Origin of the sequence: Sinorhizobium arboris LMG 14919, from assembly GCF_000427465.1 — a bacterium.
In the GTDB taxonomy this organism is placed as follows: domain Bacteria; phylum Pseudomonadota; class Alphaproteobacteria; order Rhizobiales; family Rhizobiaceae; genus Sinorhizobium; species Sinorhizobium arboris.
Genome location: NZ_ATYB01000014.1, coordinates 2,821,570 through 2,844,891, shown reverse-complemented (window position 1 = coordinate 2,844,891; position 23,322 = coordinate 2,821,570). Strand labels below are relative to the sequence as shown.

The window sequence follows — 23,322 nt, the reverse complement described above, 5'->3', positions numbered from 1 at the left end:
CTTGATCGATCAGGCTCGCCGGGATGGCAGCGAGATACCCCGAAGGATCACCGAAGACCAATGACGAGCTGCGCCGCCCCACGAGCCGAACGATCTGCGACCGGCACATCGATGCGCCGCGGAGCCTGTCCTTCGCTGGCTGCACCGATGCAGACCGGGGATGGCCTGCTCGTGCGGCTCCGGCCGGCGGCAGACGGTCTCACGCCGGCGGAGATGAGGGCGCTTGCCGGTGCGGCTGCCACATGCGGAAGCGGGGTCATCGAGGTCACGGCACGCGGCAACCTGCAGATCCGCGGCCTGACGCCGGAAAGCGTCCCGGCGCTCGCAGAAGCGATCGGGGAGGCGGAGATAGCCATTGCCGAAGGGGTCGCGATCGAGACGCCGCCGCTTGCCGGCGTCGACCCGGAGGAAATCGCCGACCCTCGCCCGCTCGCCCGCGCGCTGCGCATGGCGATCGCCGATGAGGGGGAGGCGCTCAGGCTTGCTCCGAAACTCTCGATCGTCGTGGATGGAGGCGGCCGTTTCCACCTTGGAAGCCTGACTGCCGACCTGCGTGTCCGCGCGCTTGGCGGCAAGAGCGGCGTCAGGTGGCTGCTCTCGCTTGGCGGGACGGCGCAATCCGCAAGTCCCGTCGCTTGCCTGGAGGCGGAAGCGGCCGTTCCGGTGCTCCTCTGCATACTGCGAGAGCTCTGTGCGCGCGGTCCCGCTGCCCGCGCTCGCGACCTCGACGCAGGCCTTGTCCGGCAACGCTTTTCGGCCGGGGCAGCGTTGCCGCGTGCAGACAACGACTCCCCTTCCCCGCCGCCCGCGGGTCTCCATCGCTTCGGCGACGCCGGCACCGTGCTCGGCGTCGGGCTGGCCTTCGCGCAAACCGATGCGGGCAGTCTCATCGCATTCGTCCGGCAGGCGGAAGAACTCGGCGCAGACGCGATACGCTTTGCACCCGGGCACGGGCTGTTCGTCCTCGGTCTCTCCGGCGAAACGGCGCCCATTGCGCAACGGCTTGCCTGCTCGCACGGCTTTCTGGTGGCCCCGGACGATCCGCGCAATCACATCGCCACCTGCGCCGGTCTGGCGTGCGCCTCGGCGCGGATGGACACAAAGACGGCCGCAAGGCTGTTGGTCGAAGCCGCGCCGGACCTCCTCGACGGTTCGGCCACTATGCATCTCTCCGGCTGTCCCAAGGGTTGCGCCAGACCGACGGCGTCGCCGCTGACGCTCGTCGGTGCGCCATCAGGATATGCGCTTGTCGTAAATGGCACTGCTTCCGTCGCGCCGAGTGCCTACAGGGATGAGAACGGAATAAGATCCGCACTCAGCGCTCTCAACGCGCTGGTGCGGGAAAACAAAGACGCTGGCGAATCGGCACTGTCCTGTCTTACACGGCTAGGGACCGCGCGTATCGCCGCCGCGTTTGAACAGGGATAGAAATGCCTGACTACGATTATATCCGCGATGGCAACGCCATCTATGAGCGTTCTTTCGCGATCATCCGCGCGGAAGCCGATCTTTCCGGCTTCTCGGAGGAAGAAGCCGATCTGGCGATACGCATGGTGCATGCCTGCGGCTTGGTCGAGGCGGTGCGCCAATTCGTATTCTCGCCCGGCTTCGTCTCCGCCGCGCGCGCGGCGCTGAAAGACGGTGCGCCGATCCTCTGCGATGCGGAAATGGTCGCCCATGGCGTAACGCGCGCACGGCTGCCCGCCGGCAACGAGGTCATCTGCACGCTCCGCGATCCGCGCACAGCGGAGATCGCGGCTGAGATCGGCAATACGCGTTCGGCCGCAGCGATGAAGCTCTGGGGCGAGCGGATGGCCGGTTCAGTGGTCGCGATCGGCAATGCGCCGACCGCGCTCTTCTATCTGCTCGAAATGCTGCGCGACGGCGCGCCGAAGCCGGCGGCGATCCTCGGCATGCCGGTCGGTTTCGTCGGTGCGGCCGAATCGAAGGATGCGCTCGCCGAAAATTCCTACGGCGTTCCCTTCGCGATCGTCCGCGGCCGCCTCGGCGGCAGCGCGATGACCGCCGCCGCGCTGAATTCTCTCGCGAGGCCAGGCCTGTGAACGGGGCGGAAACGGGCCGGCTGATCGGCGTTGGAACCGGTCCCGGTGACCCGGAACTCCTGACCGTAAAGGCGGTCCGGGCGCTCGGCGAGGCGGATGTCGTCGCCTATTTCGCCAAGGCCGGACGCAACGGCAACGGCCGCGCCGTTGTGGAGGGGCTTCTCAAGCCCGGCATGACCGAATTGCCGCTCTACTACCCGGTGACGACCGAGATCGACAAGGATCACGACGCCTATAGGGGTCAGATCACGGAGTTCTACAACGCCTCGGCCGAGGCCGTGGCGGCGCATCTTCTCGCCGGACGGACGGTCGCGGTGCTGAGCGAGGGCGATCCGCTCTTCTACGGCTCCTATATGCACCTCCATGTGCGGCTTGCCGGCCGTTTCCCCGCCGAGGTGATTCCGGGCATCACCGCAATGTCCGGCTGCTGGTCGCTCGCGGGGCTGCCGCTGGTGCAAGGCGACGACGTGCTATCGGTTCTCCCCGGCACGATGCGCGAGAGCGAGCTTCAGCGTCGCCTCGCCGATACCGAGGCGGCGGTCATCATGAAGGTCGGCCGCAACCTGCCGAAGATCCGCCGGGCGCTCGCGGCGGCGGGCAGGCTCGACGCGGCCGTCTATGTCGAGCGCGGCACGATGAGGAATGCGGCGATGGTCCCGCTCGGCGAGAAGCCGGACGATGAGGCACCCTATTTCTCGCTGGTGCTCGTTCCTGGTTGGAAGGACAGGCCCGGCTCGTATGCCCGGCTCGGCCCGGAGGGAAGAGCATGACCGGAAAGCTCTTCATCGTCGGCACCGGCCCCGGCAATCCGGCGCAAATGACACCCGAGGCCAAGGACGCGATTGCGGTTGCGACCGAGTTCTTCGGCTACGGCCCCTATCTCGATCGCCTGCAGCTTCGGGCGGATCAACGGCGTATCGCTTCGGATAACCGTGAGGAGCTGGACCGCGCTCGGGCAGCACTCGCGCGAGCGGCAGCCGGGGCAGATGTCTGCGTCGTCTCCGGCGGCGATCCCGGCATCTTCGCGATGGCCGCCGCCGTCTGCGAGGCGATCGACAAGGGACCGCAGGAGTGGCGTGAGGTCGATCTCACCGTCACTCCCGGAGTGACCGCAATGCTCGCGGTCGCAGCGCGGATCGGAGCACCGCTCGGACACGATTTCTGCGCCATGTCGCTCTCGGACAACCTGAAGCCGTGGGACGTCATCACCCGCCGGTTGAAGCTTGCCGCCGAAGCGGGGCTCGTCATCGCGCTCTACAATCCGATCAGCAAGGCGCGTCCCTGGCAGCTCGGCGAGGCCTTCGAGGTTCTGAGGCAGGTGCTGCCGGCCCGGGTTCCGGTGATCTTCGGCCGCGCAGCCGGGCGGCCGGACGAGCGCATCGCGGTCATGCCGCTCGGCGAGGCCGACCCCGGCCGCGCCGACATGGCGACCTGCGTGATCATCGGTTCGCCGGAGACGCGCGTCATTGCCCGCGACGGAAAGCACGACCTCGTCTACACGCCACGATCCTTCACCGGAGAAAGCCATTGATGGATGCGTTCGAGCGCCGCATCGCAGTCGCCGACCGATTGAACGTCGGCGGACCTGTGGCGCTCGACCATCACCACCTCGACCCCAAGCTGACGCGCCGCCGCTATCTTGCCGTAGGTGGCGGCGCCGCCGCTGTTCTTGGCGACGATGACGTTGATCCGGTGGCGCTCGAGCAAGTCCACTTCGTCCGCTTGCGCAAAGGGGCCGGAGGCGAGGATGGTCGTGACATCCGGCAGGTCGAGCGGCGGCATCACCGGATCGACGCTGCGCACGACGTAGCTGTGCTGCGGTGCCTTCTCGCAATGGAAGGCCTCCTGCCGGCCGATCGCCAGGAACACGCGCCGCGGCGCGTCGCCGAGAACGGAGACCGCCTCGGCGACGCTGTCGACGCATGTCCATCGATCGCCGGGTCCTGCCTCCCAGGCGGGGCGTCGGAGCGCGAAGAGCGGAGTCCCGGTCATTTCCGCCGCTGTCGCGGCATTGAGCGAGATACGGGCAGCGAAGGGGTGCGTCGCATCGACCAGCAGGGCGATACGTCGCTCGCGCAGGAAGGCGGCAAGGCCTTCGGCGCCGCCGAAGCCGCCTATGCGCGTCGGAAGCGGCTGCGGACGGGGATCGGCCGTGCGGCCGGCAAGGGAGATCGCCGCGTCGTATCGGCTGTCGGAGGCCAGGCGCTCCGCGAGCTGGCGCGCCTCGGTCGTTCCCCCGAGGATCAGAATGCGAGGTCTGCCCGTGGCTGACATGTCGAACAGTGGCTCGGCCATCGTCGCTCCCTGGCTCACCGTTATCGGTATCGGAGAAGACGGTGTAGCCGGTCTCGGCGACGAGGCCAAGCGCCTCATAAAGGCAGCACCCGTCGTCTTCGGCGGCGCTCGCCATATGCAGCTTGCTGCGCCGCTCATCGACGGCGAATGCCACATCTGGCAAAGCCCGTTCGAAAGATCGGTGGAGGCGATTATCGCCCGCCGCGGCAGCCCCGTCGTTGTGCTCGCCTCCGGCGATCCGTTCCTTTACGGCGCCGGTGCCACGCTGGCGCGCCGCATCGATGCCGCGGAGATGCACACGATTCCCGCGCCGTCCGCCTTCAGCCTTGCCGCTTCCCGGCTCGGGTGGCCCCTGCAGGAGGTCACGACCGTTTCTCTGCATGGCCGCCCCATCGATCTCATCCGCCCGCATCTTCAGCCGCGGGCCCGCGTGCTGGCGCTGACCTCGGACGAAAACGGTCCGAAGGCGCTCGCCGGGCTGCTCAGCGAGATCGGGTTCGGTCAGTCACAGCTTACAGTTTTAGAGGCGCTCGGCGGCGAACGTGAGCGTGTCTCCAGGCACTGTGCCAGAGACTTCGCGCTGGAAAAGGTCGATGCCTTGAACGTCTGTGCGCTTGAGGTGGTGGCGGATGCCGATGCACGAGTCCTGCCGCTTGCGAGCGGCCTTGACGATCGGCTTTTCGAGCACGACGGCCAGATCACCAAGCGGGAGGTGCGGGCGCTGACGCTTTCGGCGCTGGCGCCGCGGGAGGGCGAGCTCCTCTGGGATATCGGCGCCGGCTCAGGCTCCATCGCGATCGAATGGTTGCTCGCTGATCCGGCGATGCGCGCCATCGCCATAGAGGCATCGCCCGAGCGGGCCGCCCGGATAGGCCGCAACGCCGCGCGCTTCGGCGTACCGGGTCTTGCGGTCGTCGAGGGCCGGGCGCCGGACGCGTTACGGGGACTCCCGCGGCCGGACGCGGTCTTTATTGGCGGCGGCGGCAGCGAGACCGGCGTGATGGAAGCGGTTATCGACGCGCTTGCGCCCGGCGGGCGTCTGGTCGCCAATGCCGTAACGACGGAGATGGAAGCGCTGCTCCTCGCCCGCCATGCGCGGCTCGGCGGCTCGCTGATCCGCATCGATATCGCCCGAGTCTCGCCCATCGGCGCCATGACGGGCTGGCGGCCGGCGATGCCGGTCACGCAATGGTCGTGGGTTAAGGCGTGAGCCGATCTTCGAACCATGCATTTTCAAGAGGACAAATCATGACGGTTCATTTCATCGGCGCAGGTCCGGGCGCGGCAGACCTCATCACGGTCAGGGGCAGGGACTTGATCGGCCGCTGCCCCATCTGCCTCTATGCCGGTTCGATCGTCTCGCCCGAGCTCCTGCAATTTTGCCCGGCGGGCGCCCGCATCATCGATACGGCGCCGATGTCGCTCGACGAGATCGAGGCGGAATATGTTCGCGCGGCCGAAGCCGGCGAGGACGTGGCCCGGTTGCATTCCGGCGATCTCTCCGTCTGGAGCGCGGTCGCCGAACAGATCCGGCGGCTGGAGAAGCACGGGATCGCCTATACGATGACCCCGGGCGTACCTGCCTTCGCCGCCGCCGCCGCGACGCTCGGCCGCGAGCTGACGATCCCGGCGATGGCTCAGAGCCTGGTGTTGACGCGCGTCTCCGGCCGGGCGTCGCCCATGCCGAATAGCGAGACGCTCGCCGCCTTCGGCGCCACCGGTTCGACGCTTGCGATCCACCTTGCGATCCACGCGCTTGAGCGGGTGGTCGAGGAGTTGACGCCTCTCTACGGCGCCGATTGTCCGGTGGCGATCGTGGTCAAGGCCTCCTGGCCGGACGAACGCGTCGTCCGCGGGACGCTCGGCGATATCGCGGGCAAAGTCGCGGAGGATCCGATCGAGCGCACCGCGCTGATCTTCGTCGGGCCGGGCCTGGAGGCCTCGGACTTCCGCGAGAGCTCCCTCTACGATCCGGCCTATCAGCGTCGCTTCCGCGGGCGCGAATAAACCGGCTGATCACCGCCCGGCCGGCGAACGGTCCATCCCGGGGACATTGCCGATCTCATTTGCGAGGAAGTCGATGAGAAGGCGGACCCGGGCGATGCCGGCGCGCTCCGGAACGATCAGCATGTTGAGCGGCACGGAAGGAAGCGAATAATCGGGAAGTACCGCCTCGATCCTTCCCGCCTCCAGGAGATCGCCGACGAGCCAGCGATGGGCTGGTGCGATGCCGCGCCCGGCGACGAGCGCTTCGCGCACGGCCAGGCCATGGTCCACTCTCAAGCGTCCTCCGAAGGGGACGGCGTGATATTTGCCGTCCGGCCCCTGCAGGGCGAGCGTTTCGCTGCCCGCCACATTCGACATCCGGATGCCTTCGTGCCCGATGAGTTCCTGCGGGATGGCCGGCCTTCCACGCTTCGACAGGTAGGCCGGAGCTGCCACCAGCAGCCTTCGGCTTTGGCCAAGCGCTTTCATCCGCATCGAACTGTCGGCGAGGGGGCCCAGGCGGAGCGCGATATCGATACCCTCCCGTACCAGGTCGATCCGCTCGTCGGTGAGGCTCAGGTCGATGCCTATATCCGGATAGAGGTCCTGAAAGGCGAAGATCAGCCGGCTGACATGCAGCACGCCGAAAGCTGCCGTGCAGGAGACCCGGATCGTACCGGCTCGAGCGCCGCGCGTGCCGCGCACCTCGTCGCTGGCCTGCTCGACCAGACGCAGGATCTCGACGCTCCGAGCGTAATAGCGGCTGCCTTCGTCGGTCATCGTGACGCGCCGGGTCGTCCTGCTCAGCAAAGGCACCCCGACGGCCTCCTCGAGCTCGCGCAGGTGGCGTGTTACGGTCGATTGACCCACTCCGAGTTCGCGCGCGACGGCGCTGAGACTCCCGCGCTCCGCCACGCGGGCGAAGGTGCGCATGCGCTCCAGGGTGATGTCTGATTTATCCATTATTCGGCACAATCTTATGCATTCCCCAGAGGTAGCGGATTAGACGGGTCTTGGCTACCTAGAGGCTCGAAATCTCACCAGGAGAACGATCCATGAAAGTCTTGCTCGTTTTTGCTCATCCCGAACCACGTTCGCTAAACGGAGCGCTCCGCGACGTCGCGGTCGAGGAACTCAGAGACCAGGGCCACGAGGTGCGGGTCTCGGATCTCTATGCCGGCGGCTGGAAATCGGAGGTTGATCGCGCCGACTTCCCCCTTTTGCAGCCGGACGCGCGGCTCGTGCCGGTAGCGGCGTCCAAGCATGCCTTCGATGCCGAAGCTTTGACGGAGGATGTGAGAGACGAGATCGACAAGCTGCTGTGGGCGGACGCACTGATCCTTCAGTTTCCGCTCTGGTGGTTTTCCATGCCGGCCATTCTCAAGGGCTGGGTCGACCGGGTGTTTGCCTACGGCTTCGCCTACGGCGTCGGTGAGCACAGCGACAAGCGCTGGGGCGACCGCTATGGCGAAGGGAGCCTGGCTGGCAAGCGCGCAATGCTGATCGTCACCGCCGGCGGTTGGGAAGAGCACTATTCGGCGCGCGGGGTGAACGGACCGATCGACGATCTCCTGTTCCCGATCAACCACGGCATTCTCTACTATCCCGGCTACGACGTGCTTCCGCCCTTCGTGGCCTATCGTGCCGACCGGCTCGACGAGGCCGGCTTTGCCGCCGCGGCCGAGAGGCTACGCGAAAGAATGCGGACGATCGGAACCACCTCACCCATCCCCTATCGGCAGCAGAATGGGGGAGATTATCTCATTCCGAGCATGCAGCTGCGCCCCGGCCTGGGCGATCCGGCTGCACTGGGCTTTGCGCTCCACCTGAACGATAGGCGAGAGGCGTTCCGTCAGGCGGGCGAGTAGCTTATTCTTCATCCGGTGCGGGTCTCGGCTTGCGCGGCACGTCGGGCCGGTTCTCGAAGCGGTCCCGGTAGAGGGCTGCCTGGCCGAGCAGCATCAGGGTCACGGGCGTCGTCACCGTCACGAAAAAGATGATGAGGACCTCGTGGAACACCCAGCGGCTCTGCAAGACTGCGAAGCAGAGGATCGATGCAAGGCAGAGGAGGATCGTGCCGCCGCTGGTCGCGATGGTGGGGGCGTGCAGGCGCGCATAGAAATCGGGGAGGCGCAGGAGCCCGAGCGATCCGATAAGCGTGGTCGCGGCGCCGGCTACCATCAAGCCGCAGACGAGGATCGCCGCCCATGGCGGGAGGTCGGTCAGATGGCTCATTCGATCACCTCGCCGCGCATGAGAAACTTTGCCAGCGCGATGGACGAGGCGAAGCCGATGACCGCGATGATCAGCGCCGTTTCGAAATAGACGGTGTTCGCCGTGCGAATGCCATAGGTGACGAGCATCAGCATCGCGTTGATGTAGAGCGTATCGAGACCGAGAATGCGGTCCTGGGCCCTTGGTCCTCTGGCCATACGGTAAAGCGCGAAGGCCATGGCGAGCGCAAGCATGGTCTGTGCGATCAGCACCGACCAGATGACGGCAAGCTCCATCATTCGAATATCTCCTTCAAGTCGGCCGCATAGCGCCGGATCGTTCGCCGCCACAAGTCCTCGTTTTCGATGTCGAGTACGTGGAAGAGCAAGATCTTCTGGCGGCGATCATATTCGAGCCAGGCGGTGCCTGGCGTCGCCGTGAGGATGCAGGCGAGCAGCGCCAGGGCGTTCTCGTCGCCGAGATCGACGCTGACGGTCATGAAGCCCGCATTAACCGGGCGCCTGCCTGCGCGCAGGATGATCAGCGCGACGGCAATATTCGAGCGGGTGACATCGCCGACGACGCGTAGAGTGAAACCGGCGATACGGCTCCAGCGGTGCAGACGCGAGCGGGTGGGTTGCAGCTTGAGCGTCACCCACGCAAGAACCGTGCTGATGACCAGGCCGAGGAGGATAGAGCCCGGCGTCACGGACTGGCTCAAAAGCAGCCACATGAGGAGGAGCGCGACCGAGAGCAGCGGGTAGGGAAACCAGGTGCGCATCGCTACTGGCTCCCGGCTCGTGGCGCCGAAAGCACGCGCTCGCTGTGGGTGAGGGGCGCGAGCAGATCATCGGCGGTCGCCTGCATGTAGCGCATCGCGGGTCCCGCCTGCAGGCTCAGGAAGAGACAGGCGCCGAGCAGGACGACGACCGGGGTGATCTCGATCACGACGACCCGCGGGATCGTACCCTCGATCGACGCCCAGAATGTCCGGATGCCGATGCGGTTCATGGCGATCATGGCAGCAAGCCCGGAGAGGATGAGGAGAGTGACATAGGTCCAGTCGGCGGCGGACACTGCTGTCGCGAGTTCGGCGGCCGGCATGTCGAAGAGGCCGCTGATGAGCGCGAATTTGGCGATGAAGCCCGAGAGAGGAGGCAGGCCGGCGAGCAGCATAGCGCAAAGGCAGAAGCAGAGGCCCAGAATGGCCATCGTGCCGGGAATGGCGACGCCGACCTCTTGCTCCTCCTCGTCCTCGTCGAAGTCGCCGTAGGCTTCCATCGTCACTGCCAGGACGTCGGCGCCGGCGTCCCGGCCGCGCTCGACGAGCTCGATCAGCAGGAAGAAGGCCGCGATCGTCAGGGTCGAACTGACCAGATAAAAGAGTGCGCCGGCGAGCATCCCGTCATGGCCGAGGCCGACCGCTGCGAGCAGCGTCCCGGAGGAAACGAGAACGGAATAGCCCGCGAGGCGGCCCATTGCCTGCGAGGCGAGCACGCCGATGCCGCCAAAGGCGATCGTCAGCATTCCCCCGGTGACGAGCCAATCCTGACCGAAAGCGGATGACGCGCCCGCCGCCGTGCCGAAGACGAGCAGATGCAGTCGGATGATGACGTAGACCCCGACCTTGGTCAGAACCGCAAAGACGCCGGCGACCGGTGGCGTCGCCGCCGCGTAGGCCGTCGGCAGCCAGAAGCTGAGCGGCCACATGCCCGCCTTGACGAGGAAGGCAACGCCGAGGATGGCCGCGCCCATTTCGACGAGCGTTCTGCTTTGGGGTTCGAGAGCTGAGAGCTTCGTCGCGAGGTCGGCCATGTTGAGCGTGCCGGTGGCGCCGTAAATCAGGCTGACGCCGATCAGGAACAGCGCCGAGGCGGCGAGGTTGACGGCGATATAATGCAGCCCCGCCTTCACGCGCAGCGGGCCGGAGCCATGCAGGAGCAGACCGTAGGAGGCGGCCAGCATCATCTCGAAGAAGACGAAGAGATTGAAGAGGTCGCCGGTGAGAAAGGCGCCGTTGAGGCCCGCGACGAGAAGCTGGAACAGCGAATGGAAGTGATGCCCGGCCGTGTGCCAGCGCGCCATGGAATAGGCCTGAGCGGCGAGTGCAAGGCCGCTCGTCAGGCATAGCATCAGGGCCGACAGGCGGTCGAGCACGAGGACGATCCCGAAGGGGGCGGGCCAGTTGCCGAGCTGATAGACCCCGGATCCGGGCAAGCTTTCGGCTCCCGTTGCGGCAAGTCGCATGAGGATCATCGAGAGGATGAAGACGACGAGCGTCGAGGCGAAGCCGATGGCGCCCTTCAATGTTCGGTCGCGCTCATTGATCGGGATCAGCACCGCTGCCACGGCGAGCGGCAGGAGGATCGGCAGGATGAGAAGATGGTCGAGCCAGTCAGTCACCGCGCTGCTCCCTTCCGTCCACATGGTCGGTTCCGGTGAAGCCGCGCGAGGCGAGCAGCACGACGAGGAAGAGCGCGGTCATGGCAAAGCCGATGACGATTGCCGTCAGCACCAGCGCCTGCGGAACCGGATCGGTGAAGCGGGCGAGATCGCCGGCGCCGCCGGGCTCGAGGATCGGAGGCGCGTTCACCCGGAGCCTGCCCATGCCGAAGATGAAGAGATTGACGGCAAAGGAGAGCAGCGATAGCCCGATGATCACCTGGTATGTTCGTGGCCTCAGGAGAAGATAGACGCCGGACGCGGCCAAGGTGCCGATGCCTGCCGAAAGGATGAGTTCCATTACCGTGCCGCCTCCTTTTCGGAGCGCGCGGCCTTCCCATGCGCACGCGGTGCACGGACCGACTGGTGCGCCAGAGCGATCAGCATGAGCACGGTGGCGCCGAGCACCAGCGAAAAGACGCCGAGATCGAAGAGGATCGCGCTTGCGAGAGGAAACTTGCCGACGACCGGCAGGCTTGCATAGTCCGCGTGGGAAGTGAGGAAAGGATAACCGAAGAACCAGGATCCGGCGCCCGTGGCGGTGGCCACCAGGAGGCCGATGCTCATCCAGCGAAGCGGATGGATGCGAAGCCGTTCCTCGACCCAGCGGGTGCCGCCGGACATATATTGCAGGATGAATCCGATCGACATGGCGATGCCGGCGGCAAAGCCGCCTCCCGGCAGGTCATGGCCGCGCAGGAAGAGAAAGGCCGCAAGCATTCCGGTCACCGGGAACATCCAGCGCATGATCACCGCCGGGATGAAGAGGTATTCGGCGACGCTGTCGCCGGCTGCACGATCGGGATGATCGTCGTCGAAGGCGTTTTGCACCCTTTGCTGCTCCGGCGTCTCGAGGCTGTCGGACTGCGGGCGGAAGCGCAGGAGAAGCGCGAAGACCGTGAGCGCCACGATGCAGAGTACGGCGATCTCGCCAAGCGTATCGAAGCCGCGGAAATCGACCAGGATCACGTTGACGACATTGGTGCCTCCACCCTCCTGATAGGCTCGCTCGAGAAAATAGCTCGCGATGGTTTCGGGAAGGGGCCGCGTCATCATCGTGTAGGCGATGAGCATCATTCCCCCGCCGGCACCGATCGCCAGAAGCAGGTCGCGCAAGCGTCTCAAGCGGACCCTGATCGAGATGTCCTCCGGCACCTCCGGTTCCTCGATGCGCTTCGGCAGCCAGCGCAATCCGAGGAGGATGAGCACGGTGGTGACGATTTCCACCAGAAGCTGCGTGACCGCCAGATCGGGTGCGGAAAGCCAGACGAAAGTGATGCAGGTGACGAGCCCAGCGCCGCCGAGAAGTACCAGCGAAGCCAGACGGTGGAACTTCGCCTGGTAGGCGGAGCCGACGGCGCAGGCGATGCCGATCGCCCAAAGCAGGGCGAAGGCGGGATCGATGCCGCGGATCACGAGCGGGGGCAGTTCGAATGCGCCCAGGAGGAGCGGCGATGCGCCCGCCGCGAGCGCCAGGAAGACGAGGAGGCGCATCTGCGGCTGCAGGCGACGCGTGCCGAGCTGCTGTTCGAGCCATCTGGCCCACTTCCAGGAGAGCGTCACCAGCACGCGCTCGAAAATGCGCTGCCCCTGGAGAAGACGGAAAACCGGCGGGCCTTCGACGGCCATCGCCAGATAGGAGCGCATCAGAAAATAGAGGCCGATGCCGCCGGAAAGCGCAACGAAGCTCATGATCAGCGGAATGTTCCAGCCATGCCAGACCGCAAGGCTGTAATCGGGGGTCCGGCTGCGCAGGATAGAGAGAACGGCGGTATGAAGGAAAGGACCGATCGTCTGGGCGGGAATTATACCGACGACGAGGCAGGCGAGAACGAGAAAGTCGACCGGCGCCCGCATCCAGCGCGGCGGCTCATGCGGTTTTCTCGGGAGTTCCGCCGGCGGCCGGCCGAAGAAGACGCCGTGGATGAAGCGGAGCGAATAGGTCACCGCAAACATGCCCGCGATCGTCGCGACATAGGGCGTAGCCGTGTCGAGCGGGTTGACGAGGTGCGTCTCGATCGCCTCGGCGAAAAACATCTCCTTGGACAGAAAGCCGTTGAGCAAAGGCACGCCGGCCATGGCTGCGCTCGCTACCATGGCAAGCGTCGCAGTGATCGGCATAAAATGGAAAAGTCCGCTCAGCCGGCGCATGTCGCGCGTGCCGCTTTCGTGGTCGATGATGCCGGCCGCCATGAAGAGCGAGGCCTTGAAGGTCGCGTGGTTGACGATGTGGAAGACGGCGGCGACAGCCGCCAGCGGACTGCCGAGGCTCAGGAGAACGGTGATAAGCCCGAGATGGCTGATCGTCGAATAGGCGAGAAGCCCTTTCAGATCCTGCTGAAAAATCGCGAAATAGGCGCCGAGCAGGAGCGTCGTCAGACCGGCAAGGCCGACGATCCAGAACCACGCTTCCGTGCCGGCCATCACCGGCCAGAACCGCACAAGCAGGAAGACGCCGGCCTTTACCATCGTTGCCGAATGCAAATAGGCGGAGACCGGCGTCGGCGCCGCCATCGCGTGCGGCAGCCAGAAATGGAAGGGGAATTGGGCGCTCTTCGTCAACGCCCCGAGCAGGACAAGAACGAGCACCGTGCCATAGAGCGGATGGTTACGGATCGCGTCGCCCGAGGCAAGAACCGCGTCGAGTTCATAGCTGCCGACGATCTTTCCGATGATGATCAGGCCCACGAGCATTGCCAGGCCGCCCGTACCGGTAATCGTCAGTGCCATGCGGGCGCCGTCGCGGGCATGCGCGTTATGGTGCCAATAGCCGATCAGCAGGAAGGAGACGATGCTGGTCAACTCCCAGAAGACGGCGAGCAGAATGAGATTTCCCGAAAGGACGAGGCCCAGCATCGAGCCCATGAAGGCAAGGAAGAGCGCGAAGAAGCGCGGGACCGGGTCTTCTTCGGCCATATAGTAGCGGGCATAGAGAACGACGAGTACGCCGATCGCCGTGATCAGGGCCGAAAACAGCCAGGCGAAGCCGTCCATCCTGAGGGTGACGTTCAGCCCGAGTTCCGGAACCCAGTCCAGCCGGTAATGGAGGACGCCGCCCGAAGCGACGTAGGGATAAAGGCAGGCGGCCACCAGGAAGCAGACAAGTGCGATCGCTCCTGCGAACCAGGCTATCGCACCGCGTTGATCGGACGGAAAGAAGATTGCAATGAGGCTTCCCGCGAAGGGGACAAGAATGAAGACTAGAAGCAATTTCTCCGCGTATTCGATCGTGTTGTCTCCCTGTGGGTTGTTTTTGGAGGGTCGGGACTCCGGTCCCGCGAGGACTACCGCCGGACGCCGCGCGGACGAGGTCCGCACGTTCGCACAAGCGGCAGAAGGCATATGTTTTTATGACTATTTTCCGGACAGCTGCCAAGTCTCGGCAGCGAGAAAAAGCGACGCATGTGCAGTGCGCCTCGGAAGGAGACGAGGCCCGCATCGCGTCAAGCGACGCACCACCTCCGCTCGAAGACGAAAGTGGCAAGATCATTGGCGCTCATCGGCCGGGCGAAGGCGTATCCCTGCAGGCCGTGGCATTCCATTTCCTTGAGAATCCGGGCGTGCTCGAGCGTTTCGACCCCTTCCGCGATCACTTCGATCCCGAGCGATGTGCCGATGTCGATGATCGACGCGACAAGACGGCGCTCCGCCGGGGAGGCGAGAATAGGCAGGACCAGTTGCCGATCTATCTTCAGACGGCGTGGCGTCAGCTTCAGCAGGCTCAGGATCGAGGCATAGCCGGTACCGAAGTCGTCGATCTCGATGTCGATGCCGAGTTCCTTGATGCGCCGGATGTTGGACATGACGGTCACGTCGTTTTCGTCGAAGGAAATCGATTCGAGCAGCTCGAAGGAGAGCCGTCCTTGGGGTATGGAGAGCTTCTCCAGCCGGGCGATCAGCCCCTCGTCTCTGAGGCGCGGATAGGAAAGGTTGACCGACACCTTCGGAACATAGATGCCGTTCGCCTCCCAGCGGTAGATCTGAAAAAGCGCCTGTTCGAGGATCTTCTGGTCGATCGCCGCGACGACATTGATGTCTTCCGCCGTCTTGAGAAAGGCGTGCGGTCCGAGGAGGCCCTTGGTGGGATGGTCCCATCGTGCGAGCGCCTCGACACCGATGACGTCGAGCGAGCCTGGACAGAACTGAGGCTGAAAATATGCGACGAACTCGTTCTGCTCCAGGCCGCGCAGGATTTCGTCGGCCGTCTGTTTCGTCTGGAGCACGGCGGTCTTCAGAGCGCCGGTGAAGGTCTCCTGCCGGTTGCGGCCGCGGCGCTTGGCTTCGTAGAGGGCGATATCGGCATTGACCAGAACCTGGGAGAGGTCATCCGTCGCATCGGTTTGAGCGGCAATGCCGATACTGACGCCGATGCGGCATTCCTGGTCTCCGTAGCGGACCGGAACGCTCATCGCCTCGATCACGCGGGACGCCAGCGCCTCGTCCTCGTCGGAGCCGCCGCTTGCGCGAATGATCACGAACTCGTCGCCGCCGATCCGGGCGACGAAGTCGTCCTGGCGCACATTGTCCCGCAGGAGGCGTGCCGCATGCTTCAGGATCTCGTCCCCGGCAGCATGGCCCATCGTATCGTTGATCTGTTTGAAACGGTCGAGATCGATATGGAAGATGCTGATCTTGGCCTCTGCGTCCGACCGTCGGCTGCGATCGAAGAGAATCTGGTCCAGGAAGCGGCGATTCGGCAGCCCGGTCAATGGATCGTGCAGTGCGTTGAATTCCATGCGATGGCGCGCGGCCTCCAGCTCGGCACTGTGGGCCTCGGCGAGGCGCTTGGCCTCCGATAGCGTCGCGCGTGTTTCCACGTCGGCGGTGACGTCCCAGTTGACGCCGACGATCTTCCTGTTGCCGTTCGTGCCGACATAGGTCGAGCCGATCGCACGGACGTGGCGGACTTCTCCGTCCGGAAGACAAATGCGGAACTCCGTATTGTATGCGCCGCCAGTAGAGAGTGCTTCGGCGAATTCCGCCTCGGCACGGGCGAGATCGTCCGGATGCAGCGTGTTCTTCCAGTCCTCGTAGACCTCGCGCATCGATGATCCGATGCCGTAGAGCTCCTTCATGCGGCCGTCCCACAGGAGCGTGCCGCTGTCGGCGTCGAGCTCCCAGATGCCGATCTTCGAAGTGTCGAGTGCGATCCTCAGGCGATGCGAAAGCTCCTGGAGCTGGTCCTTGCTCTGCCTCAGGGCGCGGAAGTTCGCCTGGCGCTCGGCCATGAGGCGACCGGCCACGATCATCGGAACGACGATCATCAGGCCGCCGAATGCGATGAGCAGGCGGACCTGCCAGGCATTCTGCGGTGTCGACGGCCATCCGCCCTTCGGGATCGCCGCCATGTGCCAGGAGCCGCCGGGCAAGGACACGCTCATTTCGACGGGGGCGTCGCCGAAGATTGCCGGGTCGCCGAAGAAATGCGCGCCATCGCGCCCTGTGCCGTCGCGGCCGGCAATGGCGATGTCGATGTCGAGCGCCGGCGATGAAAGGCCGCTGTCGCGATAGAGCCGGTCGACATCGATCACCGCTGAAACAATGCCCCAGAAACGGCTGCCGCCTTCCTGGCTCGTCGTCACGGGAAAGCGGCCGATCAGCCCGCGACCGCCTTGCACGAGGTCGACGGGGCCTGCGAGCACCATTTCTCCGGATGCCACCGCCCGCATGACGGAACTGCGTTGCTTGTCGTTCCTGCGGTAATCGAGCCCTATCGCCTTCTCATTGCCCGTCAGCGGGTAGACCATCGCGACCACCAGTTCGGGCGCGGCGGCGATGTTGCGGAGTTGCGATCTCTCGCTGAAGACGCTGCGTGCGAGTTCCCCGAAGCGCTGCTGCTGCATGTCGGGTTCGGTTTCGATCGCGGCGATCAGGCCCCGGACGAGCTGGATGTTGCCGTTGACGCTGCTCTCGAGGTTCGAGCGTATCGGGTTCAGCCTGTCGGCGACCTCGGAGCGCAGGCGTGCTTCCGAAACGATCCGGTTCTGATTGTCGGCAAGGATCCCGGCAACGACCACAACAAGGGCCGCGATGACGGCCGGAAGGTAGCTGGGAGTGAGAAAGCGCGACAGTTGGGACATGGCATGATGCGGCTTCAAAAGAGCAGTTCCGGGACGATGAGCCCCCTTTGGGGACGGCATGCGGCAGGCCCGGATAATTCCAGACTCTCCTTAACAAACCTTCATTCGTGTTTTCTGAAATAGCTTTCGGTGTTGCGTGGTGCGCAAGCGCCTCAGCTTCGCGCTCCGATCATCGCCTGTAATGTTTCGAGCCTGTCGGCCTCGCGAGGCAGCTTGTCGGGTCTGAGGCGAGCTATCCGTGGGAAGCGCATGGCTACCCCGGACTTGTGACGCGTAGAGCGATTGAGGCCTTCGAAAGCAACCTCGACGACGAAGCCGCTATCGGGTTCGGCGCGCACCGCTCGAACAGGACCGAAACGTTCGACGGTATTGTCGCGCACGAAACGGTCGAGAACCTCGAGTTCGGCATCGGTGAAGCCGAAATAGGCCTTGCCGACCGGAACGAGGTTCGTCGCGCCTTCGCTCTCCGCCCAGACGCCGAAGGTGAAGTCGGAATAATAGCTGGACCGCTTGCCATGGCCGCGCTGCGCATACATCAGCACGGCGTCGATATTGTAGGGCGCGCGCTTCCATTTGAACCACGGCCCTTTTGCCCGTCCGGCCACATAGGACGAATCGAGCCTTTTGAGCATGACGCCTTCGATCACCGGATCGGGCGGGTTGGAACGCAGCTCGTCGAGCTCTCCCCAGCTTGAGAATGGCACGAGCGGCGAGAGATCGAAGTGCTGCGGCGAGGCCGCTTCGATCAGCGCCGACAAGGCTTCGCGGCGGACACGAAAGGGCTCGGGCCTGATATCGCGCTCGCCTGAAAAGAGGATGTCGTAGGCACGGATGAAGGCCGGATACTCGTCCATCAGCTTGCGGCTGACGGTCTTTCGGTTCAGCCGCTGCTGCAGATCGGCGAAGGTGCCGGTGGCTTGATTGCTGCGCATCGTTCCGCCGACCAGAAGCTCGCCGTCGATCACGCCGGCAATGCCGGCCGCCTCGATGATCTCCGGAAAGGCGGAGGAGATTTCGTCGCCGCTGCGCGAATAGAGGCGTCGAATCCCGCCGATATCGGCAAGCTGAACGCGGATGCCGTCCCATTTCCATTCGGCCGCGAAGTCGGCCGGGTCGAGCCCTTCGAGGTCGCCCTCGCCGACGGCCGTCGCGAGCATCACCGAGTGGAAGACTGCGGGCGTCCTGAGTAGCGGCATCTCCGCCTGACCGGTGAGCCAGAGGAAAAGAGGCAGGTATGGCGGCTCCAAACCGTGCCAGAGCGTTTCGATGTCGCTCACCTCCCTGCCGCCCATCTCTGCCAGGGCCTGTTTTGCGAGCCTGGCCGAAACGCCGATGCGCAGACCTCCGGTTGCGAGCTTCAGCAGGGCGAAGCGGCCGGAGGTATCGAGGCGGTCCAGCATGTCGCGGACGAGCGAACGAACCTCGGAGCGGCCGGCCAGCTGAAGCCGCTCGACGACCTCGCCAAGCGGGATATCCGCGGGGGCGACGCCCGGCGGCGGCTCCCAGGCCAGAGAAACCGTTTCCGCCAGATCGCCGACATAATCATAGGAATAGTGAAACAGCACGTCGTCCATGCGCTCGAGCAAGAGATCGCGGATGAGGGCGGGCTTCACCGTGTTGAGCGAGAGCGTTCCGGCGATTGCGGCCAGCGCGTAGCCGCGGCTCGGATCGGGCGTGCTGCGGAAATAGTCCACGAGCAGCCGAACCTTGGCGTTTCGCTGCGGCGTCAGCACCAGCCGGTCGAGCAATTCGGCGAAGGCTCTCATCCTCACTCTCCCTCGTCGTCGTAGCCGACAAGGTGAAGCGGCCGTGCCGGTATGCCCTGCAATTGGCACCAGCGGACCAGCGCCTCCTCGCGGCCATGCGTTACCCAGACTTCGGACGGTGCGATTTCACGAATCGTTGCGGTGAGCTCCGCCCAGTCGCAATGGTCGGAGATGACGAGCGGCAGCTCCACGCCGCGCTGCCTGGCGCGCTGGCGAATGAGCATCCAGCCGGAGGCGAAGATGGCGAGCGGATCGGCAAAGCGGCGCGCCCATCGCTCGGCAAAGGCCGCCGGAGGCCCGAGAACGATGCTGCCCGCGAGGTCCCGCCGGCTTTCCGGGCCGAGCGTTGCCGGACGAATGTCGCCGAGATCGATGCCCTGGCTCTGGTAATATTCGCAAAGCCTGGCGAGTGCGCCATGGATGTGTATCGGTTCGTCGTAGCCCTGCTGACGTATGAGCGCGATGAGGCGTTGTGCCTTGCCGAGGGCGTAGGCGCCGACCACATGCGCACGCTCGGGAAACTGCCGGAGAGACTGGAGGAGCCTGGCGATCTCGCCTTTGTCGTCCGGGTGGTGGAAGACCGGCAGGCCGAAAGTCGCTTCGGTGATGAAGACGTCGCAGGCGATCGGCTCGAAGGACGGGCAGGTCGGATCGGGCCGGCGCTTGTAGTCGCCCGAGACGACGATCCGCGTTCCCTCGGCCTCGACGGATATCTGTGCCGAGCCGAGCACATGGCCGGCCGGGTGGAAACGGACGCGCACGCCGCCGATCGCAACCGTTTCGCCGAAGCGCGCGATTTCGCTCGCGCCGCAGAAGTCGTCGCCATAGCGCAGGCGCATAATGTCGAGCGTCTCACGCGTCGCGAGCACATGGCCGTGTCCGGCGCGCGCATGGTCGGAATGTCCATGGGTGATAAGCGCCCTTTCGACCGGCTGTACCGGGTCGATATAGAAGTCCCCGCGTTCGCAGTAGAGACCTTTGGGGGCGGGATAGAGTAGGGCGTCCGGCTTCATAGAGATAAAGATAGCCGGTGGCGGAGCGTCTGCCAGCTATCCGCGAGAGAATTTCGCCGGATCGGGTCCGACCCGTGAAATCTTCAGCTGCCATTGGCGAGCGTATCGCCGATGAGTTTCAACACCGCTTCGGCATTGATGCCGATACAGGCCTGCTGGCTTGGGAAGCCATCCCAGGCGTTCGGCGGAAACAGCCGCCCATCCGGCTTTTGAACGGTCTGGCCGTCGGCGATGCCGCCGCAAAGGACGCGGATCGCACCGCCGCGGGTCTGAAAGAGTTCGGGGGCGACGACATAGGCGCAGGCGCAGCTGTCGTGGACGATCATGCCGTCATCCACATGGTGCTCGTAGAAATCGATATAGAACTGCGAGATGTCGGAAAGGAGCCTCGCCGGAGCGCCGCCGCGTTCGGCGATATGGGAGAGCATGGCTCGGGTCATCACGGTCTTCGTCGTCACGTCGAGTCCGATGACGGTCACGGGCCACTGCGCCGTCATCACCACATCGGCCGCTTCCGGATCGCCATGGATGTTGGCTTCTGCGGCCGGGGTAATGTTGCCCGGAACATCGAAAGCGCCGCCCATGATCACGACCGCCTTGACGAGCGTGGCGATCTCCGGATCGTCGCGCAGTGCGCGCGCCAGATTCGTCATCCGCCCGACGGCGACGAGCGTCACCTGACCGGGGTTGGCGCGCACCGTGTCGATGATGAAGCGGTGGGCAGGTCGAGGATCGGGCGCCAGGTCGATCTGCGCCGGCACGTCGATATTGCCGAGCCCGTCGTCCCCGTGAATACCCGTTGGCCATCCGACATGCGGCCGGCCCGAGTCGAGCGTTTCGCCGATGCCCTTGGCGACCGGCGCGGCGATGTTCCACGCCTGCTTGAGAAACAGCGCATTGCGTGTCGTCGTTTCGATCGAGGCATTGCCGAAGACCGTGGTGATGCCGGCGAGGTCGATCGCAGGGTGACGGTGCAGAAAGAGGAGGGCCATTGCGTCGTCGACGCCCGGATCCGTGTCGAAAATAACCTTATGCATACAGCCTTTTCCCCTGGTTCTGGCCGGACTCCCGCCTACAGCGATGTCTCCCATCGCGCAATGGACAAGCCGCGCGCGAAAGTCAATCGCTGCGCGGTCGTTCCGCTCGCCTCTCGGTGGCACGGCGACGCCGAAACGGCCCGCTTGGCGGGAGGCCCCCCGCTTAAACTTTCCGAAAGGTCGCTCATCTATCGTCGGAAACGCCCTCGGGCCATTCTTGCGAATTGACGACGACAGCGGAGCCGCCCCTTGAAGGCCATTCTCGGAAAATTGCGCCCTTCGAAGCGGCTGATGATCATCCTGTCCGCCGCTTTCGGGGTCTCCGCCGCATCCGGCGGCGCTGCCGTCTATGTCGGTCGGGACACGATTCTGACCCGCTTTACGGGACCTTCCGCCTCCGGCCTCGAATGCACGGCGCTCCGCACCCTGAAGCTCGATCACAAAGGACAGCGGTGGATCCGCATGCATGTGAAAACGGACCGCGCAAGCGGGCCGGAGCGGGTCAAGACCGCCCTGCGCGTCGCCGGTGCGCTCGCAAAAAAGGAAATGGCCGATCTCTACCAGGTTGTCGTGCTCGATGCGGCCGGCCCCGAGGACCGCGCGGCCGTGCGCGGCGCCGCGATCGGTGCCGAAGTGCTCTTTGCGCCGATACCGCAAAGCGTGCCGGGCATGGATGAGCCGTTCCGCGCCTCCTATAACGAGGCCGCGGCCAATGCCGCCGGCATGTTCCACGGCAAGGTCGTGACGCTCGAACTGGAAGAGGTTCGCGCGATCATGGCCATGATGGACGATCGCTCGATGTGCATCGATCCGTCGGCAGTGGACGATGTTGCCGCCGTCGCGCCGGCCGAGGAGCAAGCGAGTCATTAGAGGAAGAGCCCCTCCCTCCTCTAGGAATGGGTTGGGGAGGGGCTGCTCCAGGGGGTCAATCGGCCTTCTGGCGGCGGGCCGGGAAGAGAATGACGTCGCGGATCGACGGCGAGTTGGTGAGCAGCATGATGAGGCGGTCGACACCGATCCCCAATCCTCCGGCCGGCGGCATGCCCTGGTCCATGGCATCGAGGAAGTCCTCGTCCAGCGTCTTTTCCTTCTCGCCGCGCGCATGGGCCTGTTCCATCTGCTCGACCATGCGGGCGCGCTGCTCGACCGGATCGTTGAGTTCGGAAAAGGCGTTGCCGATCTCCCAGCCGTTGCAATAGGTCTCGAACCGCTCGACGAGCCGCGGCTCGCCCGGCACCTCCTTGGCGAAGGGCGAGATGTCCTTCGGGAAGTGGATGACATGGGCAGGCTGGATCAGCGTCGCTTCGACCTTTTCTTCGAAGAGGAAGGCGAGGACCTCGCCCCAGGTCGCATCCTTCTCGACCTCGATACCGGCGTTGCGCGCCGCCTGACGGGCTTCCTCGTCGCTCTTGATCGCAAGGAAATCGATCCCGGTCGCGTCCTTGACGGCAGCCGGCATCGAAACGCGCGGGAACGGCCCCTTGAAGGAGAGCTGCTGGTCGCCGAACTCGAATTCGGTCCTGCCGTGAACCGCAAGCGCCAGGGTCTCGAACATGCGCTCCACGAGGCCCATCACGTCCTCGTAATCCGCATAGGCCCAGTAGCACTCCATCATGGTGAATTCAGGATTGTGCCGGGTCGAGACACCTTCGTTGCGGAAGTTGCGGTTGATCTCGAAGACCTTGTCAGTAAGGCCCGAAACGAGGATGCGCTTCAGGTAAAGCTCGGGCGCGATGCGCAGATACATGTCGAGCTTCAGCGTATTGTGATGCGTCTTGAAGGGTTCGGCCGTCGCGCCGCCGTAGATCGGCTGCAGCATCGGCGTTTCCACTTCCATGAAGCCTTCGTCCTCGAGGAAGCGGCGCAGGCTCGATACGATACGGCTTCGCTGCTGGAAACGCAGCTTCGATTCCTCGTTGACCATGATGTCGAGGTAGCGCTTGCGGTAGCGCGTCTCGATGTCAGCAAGCCCGTGATACTTCTCCGGCATCGGCAGAAGCGACTTGCAGAGCATGGTGATCTCTTTGGCGTTCACCGTCAGTTCGCCGCGCTTGGTGCGGCGCACCTCGCCGGTGACGCCGATGATGTCGCCGAGGTCGATCATCGGCAGAAGCGCGCGCGCCTCTTCCGGCGCCGTATCCTTGTGCGAGAAGATCTGGATCTTGCCTGAAGCGTCATGGAGGTCCATGAACATGCCGGAATTGCGCGAGGAGAAGACGCGGCCGGCAACGGTTACCGTCTCTCCGCTTTCCGTGTCGGGCTCGAGCCCCGCATATCTTTCGGCGAGTGCGGCATTGGTGATGGTCCGGTGGAAATGCGCCGGATAAACGTCGCCGATCTGCTCGCGAAGCAGTTCGAGCTTCTGGGAACGCACTTCCGTCACGTCGGAGGAAAGGCCGGCGGTGTCTGTCTTGTCGGTCATGGTC

Annotated in this window: 21 protein-coding genes; 8 read left to right on the top strand and 13 right to left on the bottom strand. The window is 64.8% G+C overall.

Features of this window, described 5'->3' with window-relative positions:
* Positions 1-60 precede the first annotated feature (60 nt).
* Genes cobG through SINAR_RS0125010 form a run of 4 tightly spaced genes read left to right on the top strand, consistent with a single transcriptional unit; the run spans position 61 to position 3,594 of the window.
* A complete protein-coding gene (gene cobG, locus SINAR_RS0125025) occupies positions 61-1,428 on the top strand; it encodes a precorrin-3B synthase (RefSeq protein WP_028001626.1) in 1,368 nt (455 codons plus the stop codon).
* Positions 1,429-1,430: 2 nt separating this feature from the next.
* Complete coding sequence (locus SINAR_RS0125020; RefSeq protein ID WP_028001625.1) at positions 1,431-2,063, top strand: precorrin-8X methylmutase; 633 nt, start codon at positions 1,431-1,433, stop codon at positions 2,061-2,063.
* Complete coding sequence (locus tag SINAR_RS0125015) at positions 2,060-2,833, top strand: precorrin-2 C(20)-methyltransferase (protein WP_028001624.1); 774 nt, start codon at positions 2,060-2,062, stop codon at positions 2,831-2,833. Before SINAR_RS0125020 ends, SINAR_RS0125015 begins: the two co-directional genes overlap by 4 nt.
* Positions 2,830-3,594: a precorrin-3B C(17)-methyltransferase gene (locus tag SINAR_RS0125010; protein WP_028001623.1), complete on the top strand. Its 765-nt coding sequence runs from the start codon at positions 2,830-2,832 to the stop codon at positions 3,592-3,594. The genes SINAR_RS0125015 and SINAR_RS0125010 overlap by 4 nt, the downstream gene beginning before the upstream one ends.
* Here the strand turns inward: SINAR_RS0125010 and SINAR_RS0125005 are convergent.
* Positions 3,558-4,358 (bottom strand): cobalt-precorrin-6A reductase, encoded by an 801-nt coding sequence (locus tag SINAR_RS0125005; protein WP_028001622.1) that lies wholly within the window; start codon positions 4,356-4,358, stop codon positions 3,558-3,560. The two genes, SINAR_RS0125010 and SINAR_RS0125005, sit on opposite strands and share 37 nt — an antisense overlap.
* Here SINAR_RS0125005 and SINAR_RS0125000 point away from each other — a divergent pair.
* Together SINAR_RS0125000 and cobM are read left to right on the top strand one after the other, a co-directional pair.
* Positions 4,336-5,568 (top strand): bifunctional cobalt-precorrin-7 (C(5))-methyltransferase/cobalt-precorrin-6B (C(15))-methyltransferase, encoded by a 1,233-nt coding sequence (locus SINAR_RS0125000; protein WP_028001621.1) that lies wholly within the window; start codon positions 4,336-4,338, stop codon positions 5,566-5,568. The genes SINAR_RS0125005 and SINAR_RS0125000 overlap by 23 nt on opposite strands.
* A gap of 38 nt (positions 5,569-5,606) precedes the next feature.
* Positions 5,607-6,365, top strand: coding sequence for a precorrin-4 C(11)-methyltransferase (gene cobM, locus SINAR_RS0124995; RefSeq protein WP_028001620.1), 759 nt, complete (start codon positions 5,607-5,609; stop codon positions 6,363-6,365).
* A gap of 9 nt (positions 6,366-6,374) precedes the next feature.
* Here the strand turns inward: cobM and SINAR_RS0124990 are convergent, their stop codons facing one another.
* Positions 6,375-7,307: a LysR family transcriptional regulator gene (locus SINAR_RS0124990; protein WP_028001619.1), complete on the bottom strand. Its 933-nt coding sequence runs from the start codon at positions 7,305-7,307 to the stop codon at positions 6,375-6,377.
* Positions 7,308-7,399: 92 nt separating this feature from the next.
* Here SINAR_RS0124990 and SINAR_RS0124985 point away from each other — a divergent pair, with 92 nt between their 5' ends.
* Positions 7,400-8,212, top strand: coding sequence for an NAD(P)H-dependent oxidoreductase (locus SINAR_RS0124985; protein WP_028001618.1), 813 nt, complete (start codon positions 7,400-7,402; stop codon positions 8,210-8,212).
* Between the two features lies 1 nt (position 8,213).
* Here the strand turns inward: SINAR_RS0124985 and mnhG are convergent, their stop codons facing one another.
* The 10 genes from mnhG to SINAR_RS0124935 form a co-directional block, all read right to left on the bottom strand.
* Positions 8,214-8,579 (bottom strand): monovalent cation/H(+) antiporter subunit G, encoded by a 366-nt coding sequence (mnhG, locus tag SINAR_RS0124980; RefSeq protein WP_028001617.1) that lies wholly within the window; start codon positions 8,577-8,579, stop codon positions 8,214-8,216.
* Entirely contained in the window at positions 8,576-8,857 is a 282-nt protein-coding gene (locus SINAR_RS0124975) for a K+/H+ antiporter subunit F (protein ID WP_028001616.1), read from the bottom strand. The genes mnhG and SINAR_RS0124975 overlap by 4 nt, the downstream gene beginning before the upstream one ends.
* On the bottom strand, positions 8,854-9,339 hold the full coding sequence (locus SINAR_RS0124970; protein WP_028001615.1) for a Na+/H+ antiporter subunit E: 486 nt from the start codon (positions 9,337-9,339) through the stop codon (positions 8,854-8,856). Before SINAR_RS0124970 ends, SINAR_RS0124975 begins: the two co-directional genes overlap by 4 nt.
* 2 nt (positions 9,340-9,341) lie before the next feature.
* Positions 9,342-10,985, bottom strand: coding sequence for a monovalent cation/H+ antiporter subunit D (locus tag SINAR_RS0124965; protein ID WP_028001614.1), 1,644 nt, complete (start codon positions 10,983-10,985; stop codon positions 9,342-9,344).
* The gene (locus SINAR_RS0124960; protein ID WP_028002330.1) at positions 10,954-11,301 is read right to left on the bottom strand and encodes a Na+/H+ antiporter subunit C; all 348 of its coding nucleotides are present in this window, start codon (positions 11,299-11,301) and stop codon (positions 10,954-10,956) included. Before SINAR_RS0124960 ends, SINAR_RS0124965 begins: the two co-directional genes overlap by 32 nt.
* Positions 11,301-14,210: a monovalent cation/H+ antiporter subunit A gene (locus SINAR_RS0124955; protein ID WP_033057903.1), complete on the bottom strand. Its 2,910-nt coding sequence runs from the start codon at positions 14,208-14,210 to the stop codon at positions 11,301-11,303. The genes SINAR_RS0124960 and SINAR_RS0124955 overlap by 1 nt, the downstream gene beginning before the upstream one ends.
* Before the next feature lie 233 nt (positions 14,211-14,443).
* On the bottom strand, positions 14,444-17,080 hold the full coding sequence (locus SINAR_RS0124950) for a bifunctional diguanylate cyclase/phosphodiesterase (RefSeq protein ID WP_033057899.1): 2,637 nt from the start codon (positions 17,078-17,080) through the stop codon (positions 14,444-14,446).
* A gap of 152 nt (positions 17,081-17,232) precedes the next feature.
* Complete coding sequence (locus SINAR_RS0124945; RefSeq protein ID WP_028001611.1) at positions 17,233-18,846, bottom strand: cisplatin damage response ATP-dependent DNA ligase; 1,614 nt, start codon at positions 18,844-18,846, stop codon at positions 17,233-17,235.
* Between the two features lie 2 nt (positions 18,847-18,848).
* The gene (locus SINAR_RS0124940) at positions 18,849-19,859 is read right to left on the bottom strand and encodes a ligase-associated DNA damage response exonuclease (RefSeq protein ID WP_028001610.1); all 1,011 of its coding nucleotides are present in this window, start codon (positions 19,857-19,859) and stop codon (positions 18,849-18,851) included.
* Positions 19,860-19,942: 83 nt separating this feature from the next.
* The gene (locus tag SINAR_RS0124935; protein WP_028001609.1) at positions 19,943-20,896 is read right to left on the bottom strand and encodes a nucleoside hydrolase; all 954 of its coding nucleotides are present in this window, start codon (positions 20,894-20,896) and stop codon (positions 19,943-19,945) included.
* A gap of 249 nt (positions 20,897-21,145) precedes the next feature.
* Between SINAR_RS0124935 and SINAR_RS0124930 the strand changes: the two genes are divergently transcribed.
* Entirely contained in the window at positions 21,146-21,766 is a 621-nt protein-coding gene (locus SINAR_RS0124930) for a hypothetical protein (RefSeq protein ID WP_028001608.1), read from the top strand.
* Between the two features lie 55 nt (positions 21,767-21,821).
* Here SINAR_RS0124930 and lysS read toward each other — a convergent pair whose 3' ends face one another.
* Positions 21,822-23,318, bottom strand: a complete 1,497-nt coding sequence (lysS, locus tag SINAR_RS0124925; protein WP_028001607.1) for a lysine--tRNA ligase — start codon at positions 23,316-23,318, stop codon at positions 21,822-21,824.
* Positions 23,319-23,322 lie beyond the last annotated feature (4 nt).